Annotated in this window: 13 protein-coding genes; 4 read left to right on the top strand and 9 right to left on the bottom strand. The window is 63.1% G+C overall.

The genetic code is table 11. The features are described 5' to 3' along the window. Window positions 1-29 precede the first annotated feature (29 nt). The 3 genes from BM321_RS16730 to BM321_RS16720 are packed head-to-tail and all read right to left on the bottom strand — an operon-like array spanning window position 30 to window position 3,741. Window positions 30-1,502, bottom strand: a complete 1,473-nt coding sequence (locus BM321_RS16730; protein WP_092443429.1) for an N-acyl-D-amino-acid deacylase family protein — start codon at window positions 1,500-1,502, stop codon at window positions 30-32. Between the two features lies 1 nt (window position 1,503). Next, window positions 1,504-2,364 carry a MurR/RpiR family transcriptional regulator gene (locus tag BM321_RS16725; protein ID WP_072411014.1) on the bottom strand — a complete coding sequence of 287 codons (861 nt, stop codon included), beginning with the start codon at window positions 2,362-2,364 and terminating at the stop codon, window positions 1,504-1,506. Window positions 2,365-2,391: 27 nt separating this feature from the next. After that, complete coding sequence (locus tag BM321_RS16720; RefSeq protein ID WP_092443427.1) at window positions 2,392-3,741, bottom strand: GntT/GntP/DsdX family permease; 1,350 nt, start codon at window positions 3,739-3,741, stop codon at window positions 2,392-2,394. Between the two features lie 309 nt (window positions 3,742-4,050). On the opposite strand from BM321_RS16720, the gene BM321_RS16715 reads away from it, so the two are divergent. Continuing rightward, window positions 4,051-5,496 (top strand): SulP family inorganic anion transporter, encoded by a 1,446-nt coding sequence (locus BM321_RS16715; protein WP_092443424.1) that lies wholly within the window; start codon window positions 4,051-4,053, stop codon window positions 5,494-5,496. A 130-nt stretch (window positions 5,497-5,626) separates the two neighbouring features. Here BM321_RS16715 and BM321_RS16710 read toward each other — a convergent pair whose 3' ends face one another. The 3 genes from BM321_RS16710 to BM321_RS16700 all read right to left on the bottom strand — a co-directional run bounded on the left by BM321_RS16710 (window position 5,627) and on the right by BM321_RS16700 (window position 8,213). Beyond that, the gene (locus BM321_RS16710; protein WP_092443422.1) at window positions 5,627-6,520 is read right to left on the bottom strand and encodes an NAD-dependent epimerase/dehydratase family protein; all 894 of its coding nucleotides are present in this window, start codon (window positions 6,518-6,520) and stop codon (window positions 5,627-5,629) included. A 102-nt stretch (window positions 6,521-6,622) separates the two neighbouring features. Further along, window positions 6,623-7,534: a LysR family transcriptional regulator gene (locus tag BM321_RS16705; protein WP_092443420.1), complete on the bottom strand. Its 912-nt coding sequence runs from the start codon at window positions 7,532-7,534 to the stop codon at window positions 6,623-6,625. An 88-nt stretch (window positions 7,535-7,622) separates the two neighbouring features. Further along, window positions 7,623-8,213 carry an NADPH:quinone oxidoreductase MdaB gene (locus BM321_RS16700; protein WP_092328719.1) on the bottom strand — a complete coding sequence of 197 codons (591 nt, stop codon included), beginning with the start codon at window positions 8,211-8,213 and terminating at the stop codon, window positions 7,623-7,625. Between the two features lie 200 nt (window positions 8,214-8,413). On the opposite strand from BM321_RS16700, the gene BM321_RS16695 reads away from it, so the two are divergent. Then, complete coding sequence (locus BM321_RS16695) at window positions 8,414-8,728, top strand: putative quinol monooxygenase (RefSeq protein ID WP_092328721.1); 315 nt, start codon at window positions 8,414-8,416, stop codon at window positions 8,726-8,728. Here BM321_RS16695 and BM321_RS16690 read toward each other — a convergent pair. Continuing rightward, window positions 8,718-9,482, bottom strand: coding sequence for a sulfite exporter TauE/SafE family protein (locus tag BM321_RS16690; RefSeq protein ID WP_092328724.1), 765 nt, complete (start codon window positions 9,480-9,482; stop codon window positions 8,718-8,720). The two genes, BM321_RS16695 and BM321_RS16690, sit on opposite strands and share 11 nt — an antisense overlap. Window positions 9,483-9,698: 216 nt before the next feature. Between BM321_RS16690 and BM321_RS16685 the strand changes: the two genes are divergently transcribed. Both BM321_RS16685 and BM321_RS16680 read left to right on the top strand, forming a co-directional pair. Then, the gene (locus BM321_RS16685; protein WP_092443418.1) at window positions 9,699-10,580 is read left to right on the top strand and encodes a LysR substrate-binding domain-containing protein; all 882 of its coding nucleotides are present in this window, start codon (window positions 9,699-9,701) and stop codon (window positions 10,578-10,580) included. A gap of 96 nt (window positions 10,581-10,676) precedes the next feature. Then, window positions 10,677-11,021, top strand: a complete 345-nt coding sequence (locus tag BM321_RS16680) for a cupin domain-containing protein (RefSeq protein ID WP_060739285.1) — start codon at window positions 10,677-10,679, stop codon at window positions 11,019-11,021. Window positions 11,022-11,113: 92 nt separating this feature from the next. Here BM321_RS16680 and mmsB read toward each other — a convergent pair whose 3' ends face one another. After that, the gene (gene mmsB / locus BM321_RS16675; protein WP_092443416.1) at window positions 11,114-12,001 is read right to left on the bottom strand and encodes a 3-hydroxyisobutyrate dehydrogenase; all 888 of its coding nucleotides are present in this window, start codon (window positions 11,999-12,001) and stop codon (window positions 11,114-11,116) included. A gap of 10 nt (window positions 12,002-12,011) precedes the next feature. Then, on the bottom strand, window positions 12,012-13,538 hold the full coding sequence (locus BM321_RS16670) for a CoA-acylating methylmalonate-semialdehyde dehydrogenase (RefSeq protein WP_092201974.1): 1,527 nt from the start codon (window positions 13,536-13,538) through the stop codon (window positions 12,012-12,014). Between the last annotated feature and the right edge of the window lie 52 nt (window positions 13,539-13,590).

The raw sequence follows: 13,590 nt of genomic DNA, 5'->3' as shown, positions 1-13,590 counted from the left end.
GTGACGTCAATTTACACAATATCAGCCGCTTACACGCCATTCGCGGGACCAAACCCCCGGCGCAAGTCGCCTTCCCGCGCCAGGAATCGCCCTTTCCGGCACCCGTTTGCCTGGCCTTCGCGGTAGCTCAAGACACCATTGACCCACACGCCATCAATCCCTTCGGCAGCCCGTTGAGGTTGGTTGAAATCGGCCACATCGCGAATGGTGTGTGGATTGAACAACACCAGGTCCGCCCAATGGCCTTCGCGGATTTCCCCCCGTTGCTTGAGGCCGAAACGCGCCGCTGAAAGGCCGGTCATCTTGTGCACGGCGGTGTGCAACGCAAACAGCCCGACATCACGACTGAAATGGCCCAGCACCCGTGGGAATGCGCCCCACAAGCGCGGATGGGGAAACGGGTCTTCGGGCAATCCGTCGGAGCCGACCATGGACAGCGGATGGGCGAGGATCCGGCGGACGTCGCCTTCATCCATGCCGTAGTACACCGCACCGGCCGGTTGCAGGCGCCGCGCCGCTTCCAACAGCGACACCGCCCATTCGCGGGCGATGTCGGTCAGGTCGCGCCCGCCCATTGACGGGTGCGGTGTCGACCAGGTGATGGTGATGCGATGGGCATCGGTCACTTGCTTGAGATCCAGGGTCGAGGAGCTGGCCGCGTAGGGGTAGCAGTCGCAACCGACCGGATGGGTTTTCGCCGCGTTCTCCAAGGCCGCGAGCACCTGCGGGCTTCGCCCCCAATTACCGGCGCCCGCGCATTTGAGGTGGGAAATGATCACCGGGCTCTGCGCATGACGACCGATCTGGAACGCCTCGTCCATGGCCTCGAGCACCGGCTCGAATTCGCTACGCAGGTGGGTGGTGTAGACCGCGCCGAATGCACTCAACTCTTCGGTCAGTTGCATGACTTCGTCGGTGGACGCCGAAAATGCGTTGGCATAGGCCAGGCCGGTGGACAAACCCAGTGCACCGGCCTCCAGGCTTTCGCGCAATTGCCGACGCATGGCAGCGATTTCTCCCACCGAGGCAGTGCGCAACAAATCATCCATGTGATTGCTGCGCAACGCCGTGTGCCCGACCAACGCGGCCACGTTGACCGCCGGCTTCGCCGCCTCTACCGCCCCACGATAATCTCCGAAGCGCGGGTAGGCGAACGCCTGGGCCGTGCCGAGCAGGTTCATCGGGTCCGGTGGATCGCCCCGCAGGCTCACCGGCGAAGCGCTGATGCCGCAGTTGCCGACGATCACCGTGGTCACGCCCTGGCTGAGCTTGGGCAGCATCTGCGGTTGGCGAATCACCACCGTGTCGTCGTGGGTGTGCACATCGATGAACCCTGGCGCCAGCACGCGGCCGCCGGCGTCGATTTCTTCAAGCGCCCGGGCATCATCCAGCTCGCCGATGCGTTCGATGCGCCCGGCGCGAATGCCGACGTCGGCGTGGTAACCGGGGCTGTCGCTGCCGTCGATGACCAGCGCATTGCGGATAAGCGTGTCGTACAGCATGTCAGTCTCCCAGCGGCAAGTGATCGTCGCCGCCGCGGTAATCGTCCAGGGCGAGTTTGACTCGCCGCAGGCGCTCTTGATTGTCTTCGGGGTGGGCCAGCGCCAGCTCGGTGGCGAGCACGTCGATGGCCAGCAGCATGCCGTAGCGCGCCGCCGTGGGTTTGTAGATGAACGAGGTTTCGGCGCCTTGCAGGGGCAGCACGCAGTCGGCCAGTTGGGCCAGTGGCGAGTCGGCGCGGGTGACGGCCAGGATCGCCGCGCCGTAGCTGCGGGCCAATTCAACGGCACTCAACAGCTCCGGCGTGATACCGGTCAGTGAACAGGCGATGACCAGGTGCTGGTCACTCAGCGAAGTGGCGGTGATGCGCATCATCACCGGGTCGCGACAGGCGGCAATCGGGTAACCGAAACGCACCAGCCGTACCTGCAACTCCTCGCCGCACAGCGCCGACCAGCCACCGAGGCCGAACGCATGGATCATTCGCGCCTTGCCGATCATCCGCACGGCATCGCCGAACCGCGACTCTTCGAATGCCGACAGATGCTGGCGCAGAGTCGCTTCGATATCGCCAACGATCTGTCCATAAAACGCCGATTGCTCCGGCGCACCGGCCGGGTCGAGGAAACGGCTGCCGACACCACTGGCCTGGGCCAGTTGCAGGCGCAGGTCGCGAAGATCGCGGCAACCGACAGTACGAGCGAAGCGCGACAGGGTAGCGCTGCTGACTTCCGCCCGTTGGGCCAGTTCATCGAGGCTGGCGGAGGCGGCGAAGCCGACGTCTTCGAGCATCAGCCGGGCGATTCTTCCTTCGCCGGCGCTGAAGGAATCCTGGCGGGAACGGATCTGGTAGAGGATGTCCATGGCGGCTCCTGTTGGGGTGCGTTGCGCTCAAAGCAAGCGTGAAAGCCCGAGGGTCAAGGCGAACGCGACCACGGAAATCAGCGTTTCGAGCACCGTCCAGGTCTTGAAGGTTTGCGTGACGGTCATATTGAAGTATTCCTTGATCAGCCAGAAGCCGCCGTCGTTGACGTGGGAAAAGATAACCGACCCGGCCCCGGTGGCCAGCACCAGCAGTTCGGGGTGGGGATAACCCAGGCCAATCGCCACAGGCGCGACGATGCCCGAGGCCGTGGTCATCGCCACCGTGGCCGATCCGGTGGCAACGCGCATCAGCGCGGCGAACAGCCAGCCCATGACCAGCGGTGACAACTGGAACTCCTGGGCCAAGCCGACAATCTGTTGCGTGACCCCGGCGTCCACCAGGATCCGGTTCAAACCACCGCCGGCACCCACCAGCAAAGTGATGCTGGCGGTCGGCGCCAGGCATTCGTTGGTGAACTTGAGGATCGATTCACGGTTGAAGCCCTGGGCCAGGCCGAGGGTCCAGAAGCTGAGGATGGTCGCCAGCAGCAAGGCGATCACCGAGTTGCCGATGAACAGCAGGAACTGGTTGAAACCGCTGCCCGGCGTGGAGATCAGGTTGGCCCAGCCGCCGATCAACATCAGGATCACCGGCAGCAGAATGGTCCCCAGGGTCACGCCGAAACCCGGCAGCCTGGCGCGCGGCTCGCGGTCGAGGAATTGTCGCTCCAGCGGGTTCTCGACCGGTAGCTGGATGCGCGGCACGATGAATTTGGCGTACAGCGGGCCGGCGATGATCGCGGTGGGAATGCCGATCAGGATCGCGTACAGCAAGGTCTGGCCCACCGAGGCCTGGAATGCCTGCACCGCCAGCATCGCCGCCGGATGGGGCGGCACCAGGGCATGAACCACCGAAAGCCCGGCGACCATCGGCAGCCCCACCATCAGGATCGACACGCCCACACGCCGGGCGACGGTGAAGGCGATGGGCACCAGCAGCACGAAGCCGACTTCGAAGAACAACGGCAAGCCCACCAGGAAGGCAATGCACACCATCGCCCAGTGGGCGTTGCGCTCGCCGAAGCGTTCGATCAGGGTCTGCGCCATCCGCTCCGCCCCGCCGGACTCGGCCATCATCTTGCCGAGCATCGTGCCCAAGGCCACCACCAGCGCAATGTGCCCCAGCGTCTTGCCGACACCCGCCTCGTACGCCCCCACCACACCCGACGGCGGCATCCCGGCCAGCAACGCCAGGCCAATGGAAACCAGGGTAATCACGATGAACGGATTGAGCCGATAACGGGCGATCAGAACGATCAGCGCAATGATGGCGATGGCCGCGTAGACCAGTAGCCAATAACCGAAAGCAGGGGCCATGCGTTACTCCTCGAATGGGGTCACGTCAATGTGTTGTGAAACTCATAAATCATTTCGACGAGGATTCTTCAAACCCACTGAAAGTAATTTTCGCCCACAGGCAAGAAATGTCGCTAATGGACATCGCGATGCAGCCGCTATGAAAATCCAGCGCCGGACTTTCATACAGAACCCTTCTCTTGTGGCGAGAGGATAAATCCCCTCACCACAGACGGCTGGCCGCCCCGCACTCAATTCCGTACCATCCGCAGCTGTTTTCGCACCACGCCCCGGCAGCCGACGCTCCACCGGCGCCCAGTCAGGTAAATCATGAAACCAGCACGCCTTCGCGCCGATGCCCTCGCCGGCCTTACCACCTCTTTCGCCCTGCTCCCCGAGTGCATCGCCTTCGCCCTGGTGGCTCACCTCAACCCGCTGATGGGGCTGTACGGCGCGTTCATCCTCTGCACGCTGACCGCGTTGTTCGGCGGTCGCCCCGCGATGGTGTCAGGCGCGGCGGGATCGATGGCGGTGGTGATCGTCGCGCTGGTGGTGCAGCACGGCGTGCAGTACCTGTTGGCGACCGTGCTGCTGGGCGGGCTGATCATGATGGCGTTCGGATTGTTGCGCATGGGCAAACTGGTGCGGATGGTGCCGCATCCGGTGATGCTCGGCTTCGTCAATGGCCTGGCGATCGTCATTGCCCTGGCCCAGCTGGAACACTTCAAGAATGGCGAGGCCTGGCTGAGCGGCCCGCCGCTGTACCTGATGGCCGGCCTGGTGGCGCTGACCATGGCCATCGTCTACCTGCTACCGCGCCTGACCCGCAGCGTGCCGCCGGCGCTGGTGGCCATCCTCGGTGTTGGCCTGGCGGTCGACCTGCTCGGCCTGCCGACCCGAACGCTGGGCGACATGGCCCACATCGCCGGCGGCTTGCCGACCTTTGCCCTGCCGGACATTCCCTGGAACCTGGAGACCCTGCAAATCGTCGCACCCTATGCGGTCATCATGGCAATGGTCGGTTTGCTGGAAACCTTGTTGACCTTGAACCTGACCGATGAAATCACCGAGAGCCGCGGTTATCCGGACCGTGAGTGCGTGGCGTTGGGCGCGGCCAACATGGCCTCCGGCTTGCTCGGCGGCATGGGCGGTTGTGCCATGATCGGCCAGACGATGATCAACCTCAGCTCGGGCGGACGCGGGCGGTTATCGGGCGTGGTGGCCGGGGTGATGGTGTTGCTGTTCGTGTTGTTCCTGTCGCCGCTGATCGAGCGCATCCCGCTGGCGGCGCTGGTGGGGGTGATGTTCGTGGTGTCCCAGCAGACATTCGCCTGGGCCTCGTTGCGGGTGGTCAACAAAGTGCCGGCCAACGATGTGCTGGTCATCGTCGCGGTGACGGTGATCACGGTGTTCACCGACCTGGCCGTGGCCGTGCTCTGCGGGATCATCATCGCGGCGCTCAACTTCGCCTGGCAACAAGCCCGGGAGCTGTACGCCGACACCCACGAGGAAGCCGACGGCAGCAAGCTTTATCGCTTGCACGGCACGCTGTTCTTCGCCTCGTCGACGCCGTTCCTCAACCAGTTCGATCCGGCCAACGACCCGGCCCTGGTGACCCTCGATTGCCGTCACTTGCGCTTCGTCGACTACTCGGCCGTCGCCGCGCTCAAGACCCTGCGCGAGCGCTACAGCAAAGCTGGCAAGCACCTGCGGGTGTTTCACCTGTCCGAGCGCTGCAAGCAAATGCTCAAGCGCGCAGGCGTGCAGCACGACTGAAGCAACACCCAACAAAAACCTGTGGGAGCGAGCTTGCTCGCGATAGCGGTGGGTCAGCCAACTTCAGTACTGACTGACCCGACGCCATCGCGAGCAAGGGTGCTTATTCTGCTGGCACCATCGATGTCACTCACACCATCTCATCAAGAATCCACTCCACCACCGACGTCCGCTTCGGCGTCCAGCCCAGCAGCTCACGGGCGTTCGTGCCTCGCACACGGCTGTTGGAACCCAGGCCATAGTTGGCCATTTCGTAACCCCATTCGGCCTCGGCTTCGGCCAGCGGCCAATCCTGCGGCTCGCCCAGCCCCAGCGCTCGGGCCATGGCAGTGGTCATGTCGATGAACGAGGCCTCGCCGCTTTCAACGAAATAGAACGTGCCGGGTACGTTACGGGTCAGGGCCAACGTGTACAGCTCGACCACGTCTTCGATGTGCACGTTGGACCAGATGTTCTGCCCCGGTCCCACATGCCGCACCACCCCGCTTTTACGCGCCTGCTTGAGCAGGCGTGGCAATTGCACACTGTCACGCTTGACCCCCAGGCTGTGGCCGTAGATCAAGGTGTTGCAGATCACCGCCGAATTCACGCCTTGCTGGGCGGCATTCAGGACAAGATTGTCGATGGCGACACGGGCCGCTTTGTCGATGGTGGGTTGCGGCAGCTTGCCTTCGTAGTAGATGTCCTCGCTGGAGCGACCGCCCGACGCATCGCCGACAATGCTCGAACCGCTGGTGTGCAGCAGCACTTTGTTCGAACCCTTGAGCCCTTCGATCAAGGCCTCTGCCGCACCGCGGTGATCGCTGCTGGCGGCATTGATCACCGCGTCGGCAGCACGTGCCTGTTCGGTGAGCAGCTTGCTGTCTTCGAGGGTGCCGATGACCGGCTTGATGCCCAGTGCAGTCAGCTCGCCCGCCTGTTCGGCGCTGCGCACCAGACCGGTGACTTGATGCCCGGCACGTACCAGGCCGGTGGCGATGGAACCGCCGATAAAACCGGCAGCGCCGGTGATGAATACGTTCATGGACGAACTCCTTGGCAAATCAGTGATGGGACGAGTATCGGGGACCGATCCTTGGCGAAACAGTCCACATTGCCCAAATCACTCTTGCCTGGAAGTCACGAATCAGCCCTTGAATTCCCGCGAGGCGTATTCAGCGAGCTTGCCCTGGATGAAGTCCAGGAAACACTGGATCCGCAACGCCAATTGCGAGTTGCGGTAGTACACCGCATTGATCGGCTGGCGGTATCCGCTGTTGGCGTCGGCCAGCAACACCTTCAGCCGACCGGCCTGGATGTCGTCACGGGTCATGAAATCCGACAGGCAAGCGATGCCCTGCCCTTGCAACGCCAGGTGGCGCACGGTTTCGCCACTGGAGGCGCTGATGGCGGGTTGGATCGGCCAGCGATCGCCGTGTACATGGCGCAGCGGCCACTGATTGAGCACCTCGTTCTGGGCAAAGCCCAACAGCGCATGACCTGCCAGCTCGGCGACGCTCGAAGGCGTGCCGTGCTGCTTCAGATAAGTTGGACTGGCCAGGATGTGCAAGGGGCTGCACCCCAGGGACCGGGCATGCAGCGTCGAGTCAGTGAGGGTGCCGATACGAATGGCGATGTCGGTGCTTTGCTCCAGCAAATCGATGATCAGGTCGTTGCTGTTGAGTTCGAGCTGGATGTCCGGGTAGAGCCGGCGAAACTCTTCGATGTGCGGGACGATGGCGTGCAGCATGAACGGTGACGCCGCGTTGATCCGCAAGCGTCCCGCGGGATTTTTCTGGCGGGACGACAAGCGTTCTTCCAGTTCATCCATCTGGTCGAGGATGCCTTTGGCCTGTTCGAAGAAATATTTTCCCTCCTCGGTCAGGTCCATGCGCCGCGTGGTGCGGTTGATCAGCGTGATGTCGAGCTTGGCCTCCAACCGCGACAGCGTGCGGCTGACCGCCGATGGCGTCTGCCCGACCTGTTCGGCGGCAGCGGAGATCGATCCGCACTCGATCACGCAGACGAAAATCTGCAACTCGTCGGATCTGGCTTTCACAGGCGTCCTCTCATGACATGCAACTCAATGTGGCAGGGCTTGCCACAGATGCATCATTGCCTTCAGGTAGGTCCCGATAGTAGCCGGATTACCGCGAAAGGCCGAACACCTCGATCAAATGCCGCTCATACCGCGCCACATCCTCTTCGATGTTTGGGCGCTTCATCACGTCCACGCACAGGAAGGTTGGCAGGCCGGTCATGCCGAGGAACTGATTGGCCTTGTGGAACGGGAAGTACACCGCGTCCACGCCCTTGGCTTCGAAGAAGTCGGTCGGGTCGTCGAAGGCTTGCTGCGGGGCGTTCCAGGTCAGGGACAACATGTACTGCTTGCCCTGGATCAGGCCGCCGCTGCCATATTTCTGGGAGGCATCGGAACGGGTCCGACCGTCGCTGGCATAGAGGCTGCCGTGGCCTTCGGTGAAGACTTCGTCGATGTATTTCTTCACGGTCCACGGTGCGCCCATCCACCAGCCTGGCATCTGGTAAATGATCACGTCGGCCCAGAGAAACTTGGCGACTTCCTCCTGGACGTCGTAGCCGCCGTCGATGAAGGTGGTTTTCACATCGAAACCGCCACGGTCCAACACGCTGAGCGCCGTGTCGTGGAGGGTGGCGTTATAGCGACCGTCGGAGTGGGCGAATTGTTTGCCGCCGTTGAGCAACAGGACTTTTTTCATGGGGAGCCTCATCGGGTTCCACGGCGTGGGCCGTTGGAGGGCCGCTGCATGGAAAGGTTGAAAATGATGGCGGCAGGGTACCGACGAGCTTCGCGCGGAATAAGCACCGCAACGGCAAAACTGATTTGACCTATACGCAAGAATGGAAGGCCGATTATTGCCGTAAGCTCCGACACCTCTTTTATTCAGGAGCCCCCTCGATGAGCGAACTGCACGGTTTCATCCTGCATGCCAAGACCCGCCCGGAAAAAGCCGAAGCCTTCGAAGCGCTGTTTCGCGCCTACGTCGAGCCAAGCCGTGCCGAGCCCGGTTGCATCGAATATCACATGCTGCGGGACCAGCAGGATCCAACGCTGTTCATCTTCTATGAAATCTGGGCATCCCAGGCGCACCTGGAGGTGCACTCGAACCTGCCGCACATGCGGCAATTCTTCGAGCGACGCATGGAGTATCTGGAGCGCGACTTCGACATCCGCCGCGTCGACATGCTCAGCCCGGCCTCGGCTAGCCGCTGATCAGCAGATGGCCGCCGAGCACGCCAAGGCCAATGAAAAATGCCCGTTTGAACCACACGGCGCTGATCCGCTGGCGCAACCATTGCCCCAGCCACATCCCCAGCAGCGCCGGTGCCAGCGCCAGTAACGAAGCGCTCAATTCGCCGCCGCCCAGTTCGCCGCGCCACAACAGGCCGGCGGCCAGGGCCAGTGTAGAAACGGTGAAAGACAGGCCCAGGGCCTGCACCAGTTCATCCTTGCTCAAGCCCAGCGCTTGCAGATAGGGCACCGCCGGAATGACGAACACACCGGTGGCGGACGTGATCAGGCCGGTCAGCAGCCCACAAAGCGGAGCGATCCACGATTCGGCATCGGGACCGACCCGCAGCGTTGGCAGCAACAGCCCGCTCAATGCATACAGCAACAACGCCCCGCCCAAGGCCCGCACGACCCAAGCCCCGCCCGTCATACCGAGCCACAGCGTACCGAGCCCGGTGCCCATGAAAATCGCCAGCAGCAGCGGCCACAGGCGCCGGATCAGGGCTTGCAGATGACCGCCGAACGCCAATTGCCAGAGATTGGTCAGGGTTGCCGGGATAATCAGCAACGCCGCAGCCTGCGCCGGTGCCATAGCCAGCCCGAGCAAGCCCATGGAGATGGTCGGCAGCCCCAGGCCGATCACACCCTTGATGGTGCCGGCCAGCAGGAAGGTGACAAGGACCAGCAGGGAAAGGGCCAGGCCGAGGTTTTGGTAGAAAGCGACGAGTGTGTTCATGGGGGTATCGTGCGCCCCGGCACCTGGCTTGAAAATCTGCCATATACTGAGGCTGCCTCTCTTGTGGCAAGAGGCTGTTCATTCGCTGATGCTGCCGACGCTATCGCGAGCAAGCTCGCTCCCACAGTTTGAAATGCAATCCCACTGTGGGAGCGAGCTTGCTCGCGATGACGATGTACCAGACACCAGACAAACCCGGCACAGGATCACCAGCCCATGCACTTCGACCTCACCGACCTGCGCCTCTACCTGCACATCCTCGACACCGGCAACATCACCGCCGGTGCGGCCCGCAGCCATTTGTCCCTGGCCGCGGCCAGTGCGCGGGTCCGGGCCATGGAAGCTTCCCTGGGCATCGATCTGCTTGAGCGCGGACGGCGTGGCGTAACCCCAACGCCCGCTGGCAGGGCCCTGGCCGAGCACGCCCGGGCCCTGTTGCAACAGGCCGAACGCCTGCAACAGGACCTGGCCGAATACGCCAAGGGCGTCAAAGGCCGGGTGCGATTGTTGTGCAACACCAGCGCCATGACCGAGTACCTGCCCGAACTGCTGGCGGGCTTTCTCAAGGCCCATCCCCACCTCGACATCGACCTGCAGGAATTACCCAGCTCACGGATCACCCATGCGCTGCGCCAGGGCGCGGCGGACCTGGGGATCGTTTCCGACGCGGTGGACACCAACGGCCTTCAGGCCTGGCCGTTTCGCGACGATCCACTGGTCTTGATCCTACCGACCGGGCACCCACTGGCTGACGGTCGAGCGGTGCGTTTCAGCGAGACCCTCAGCCACGACTATGTCGGCCTGAACGCCTCCAGTGCCCTGGCGATTCACCTGGAAGAACAGGCCCTGCACATCGGCTCGCGCATGCAAATCCGCATTCGCGCCGATGGTTTCGACGGCATGATTCGCATGGTGGCCCATGGTGCGGGCATTGCCATCGTGCCGAAGGCGGCCATCGACCGGCGCCCGCCCGAGCCTTCGTATCACTGCGTCCCGCTGCAAGAGGCCTGGACCCACCGGGCGCTGCTGCTGTGCGCCCGCAATTTCGACGGTTTGCCGGCCTACGCCAGCGCCCTGGCTCGACATCTGGCCGATTGATGCGCGCTTCTGGATAGCTCGATGTCGACCACAGGCATCTACCCGCCCGGGCCACGCGTTAGGGTGCCTGTTCTCTTCCGCCCTTTCGGAGTTCACATGACCGCCCCCATCACCGTCCTGCGCGACACCCATCCACTGCCCGTACTCGATGCCTGCAAATGGGAAAAACTCGAAGGCGACCCGCACACCGTCAACCTCAACGCCTACACCAGCGAAGACGGCAGCAAGATCATGGGCACCTGGATCTGCACACCCGGCAAATGGTATGTGGAATACGTGAAGTGGGAGTACTGCCATTTCCAGGAAGGCTACTGCATCATCACCCCAGAGGGCCTGGAGCCGATCCATCTGCGCGCCGGTGACATCTTCGTCATCGAGCCAGGCATGAAAGGCACGTGGGAAGTGGTCGAGACCGTGCGCAAATATTTCGTCTTCGCCTGAAACAAAAAACCGAGAGACCACCCGACATGGTCTCTCGGAAAGCAACTTCTGGAATGCATCTCTCGCCACAAAAGCTTCAGAGCACCGCAGGTTTATTGCGGCTTGCGATAGCTGTTAACAATCGCCGAAAAATCCTTGCCGCCCTCGCCTCGCTGGCTCATCGCCTGGTACAACTGCTGCGCCACCGCCCCCAGCACCACTGGCTGATGGACCTGCCGCGCGGCTTCGGTCGCCAGGCCAAGGTCCTTGAGCATCAGGTCGGCGCCAAAGCCACCCGTGTAGCCACGGGACGCCGGCGCCGTTTCGATCACGCCCGGCCACGGGTTGTAGGTGTCCGAACTCCAGCAACGACCCGTCGAGCTGTTGATGATCCCGGCCAGCACCTGGGTGTCGATCCCCAAGGCATCGCCCAGGGCCATGGCCTCGCTGACGCCCACCATGGAAATGCCCAGCAGCAGGTTGTTGCAGATCTTGGCGATCTGCCCGGTGCCGACTTCGCCACAGTGCACGATGTTGCGGCCCATTTGTGCCAGTACCGGTTGCAAGGTGGCGAACAACTCAGCCGTGGCGCCGACCATGAAGGTCAACGTGCCCGCCGCCGCACCGCCGGTGCCACCCGAGACGGGCGCATCGGCCATCGCCACCCCTTGTTTCGCAGCGGCAGCCGCCACGTCGCGAGCGGTCTGCGGATCGATGGTGCTGCAATCCACCGCCGGCGTGCCAGCGGCGATACCGGCCAGCACACCGTCCTCACCCAGCCAGACGCTACGCACATGGGCGGCGGCCGGCAGCATGGTGATCACCAGCCCGGCGCCCTGGGCCGCGTCGCGAGGCGAGGCGCTGATCGTACCGCCCAATGCCGCCAGCTCGGCCAGCACCGTCTGGTTCAGGTCGAACAGGTTCAGCGAATGGCCGGCCTTGAGCAGGTTGCGCGCCATGGGGGCGCCCATGTTGCCCAGGCCGATAAATGCGATGTTCATGTCCGGCTCCTTAACGCAGATTGATGGTGGTGTTCACACCGTCATTGACGCTGTCATCATCGAACCAGCGCGCGGTCACGGTCTTGGTCTGAGTGTAGAACTGCACCACTTGTTTGCCGTACGGGCCAAGGTCGCCGAGTTTCGAACCGCGGGAACCGGTGAAGCTGAAGAACGGCACCGGCACCGGGATCGGGATGTTGATGCCCACCTGGCCAACGTCGATTTCGCTCTGGAATTTGCGCGCCGCCGCACCGCTCTGGGTGAACAGGCCGGTGCCGTTACCGAATGGGTTGGCGTTGACCAGGGCAATCGCCTGATCCAGGGTGTCGACTTCCAGCACCACCAGCACTGGGCCGAAGATTTCCTCGGTGTAGATGCGCATCTCGGTGGTCACACCGGAAAACAGGGTCGGGCCGACAAAGTTGCCCTGCTCGAAGCCCGGCACGCTGATGCCACGGCCATCGAGTTCCAGCTTCGCGCCTTCCTTCACGCCGCTCTCGATCAACTCGAGAATCCGTGCCTTGGCCCGCTTGGAAATCACCGGGCCGACGTCGGTGCCCGGCTCACTGCCGGCGTTGACCTTGAGTTTCTGCGCCAGGGCCTTGAGCTCCGGTAACCATTGTTTGGCCGCGCCCACCAGCACCACCACGGAGGTGGCCATGCAACGCTGGCCCGCCGCGCCGAAACCGGCGCCGACCAAGGCGTTGAGGGTCTGCTCACGATTGGCATCGGGCAATACCACCGCGTGGTTCTTGGCGCCCATCATCGATTGCACGCGCTTGCCATGGCGACCCGCCAGGTCATACACGTGGGTGCCGACCGCCGTCGAACCGACGAAGGAAACCGCCTTGATGTCCTTGTGGGTGCAGAGCGCATCCACCACGTCCTTGCCGCCGTGTACCACGTTGAGCACACCCGCCGGTACGCCGGCCTCGATGGCCAGCTCCACCAGCAGCATGGTCGACAGCGGATCCTGTTCCGACGGCTTGAGCACAAAGGTGTTGCCGCAGGCGATGGCCATCGGGAACATCCACAGCGGAATCATCGCCGGGAAGTTGAACGGCGTAATGCCCGCGCACACCCCGATCGGTTGGCGCAGCGTGTAGGTGTCCACGCCACCGGCGACGTTCTCGGCGAACTCCCCCATCTGCAGGGTGCCGATGGAACAGGCGTGCTCGACCACTTCCAGGCCGCGGAAAATATCGCCCTCGGCGTCAGCGATGGTCTTGCCCTGTTCGGCGCTGAGCACCGCGGCGATGCGCTTGGAATGCTCGCGGATCAGCGCCTGGAGCTTGAGCATGATGCGCATCCGCGCACCGATGGGCGTCAGTTTCCAGGTCTGGAACGCACGCTGGGCAGCGGCAATGGCGGCATCGACTTCCGACGCCGTAGCGAATGGAACCTTCGCCAGCACCTGCTGGGTAGCCGGGTTGACGATGTCGTGCCATTCGCTGGATTGGGATTCGACCCACTCGCCATCGATCAACAGTCTGACGGTTTGCAGGGTGGTGTCGCTGGGCGTAAGGGAAACGTTCATGCTGGCCTCCGGGATTGTTCTTATAGAGAGCGCTGGTTCAGCAAAGACCAAG

Source organism: Pseudomonas sp. NFIX10, from assembly GCF_900111955.1.
Classification (GTDB): Bacteria; Pseudomonadota; Gammaproteobacteria; order Pseudomonadales; family Pseudomonadaceae; genus Aquipseudomonas; species Aquipseudomonas fluorescens_AA.
Note: the sequence above shows the minus strand (reverse complement) of the source record. Positions and strands in the feature narration are given on the sequence as shown.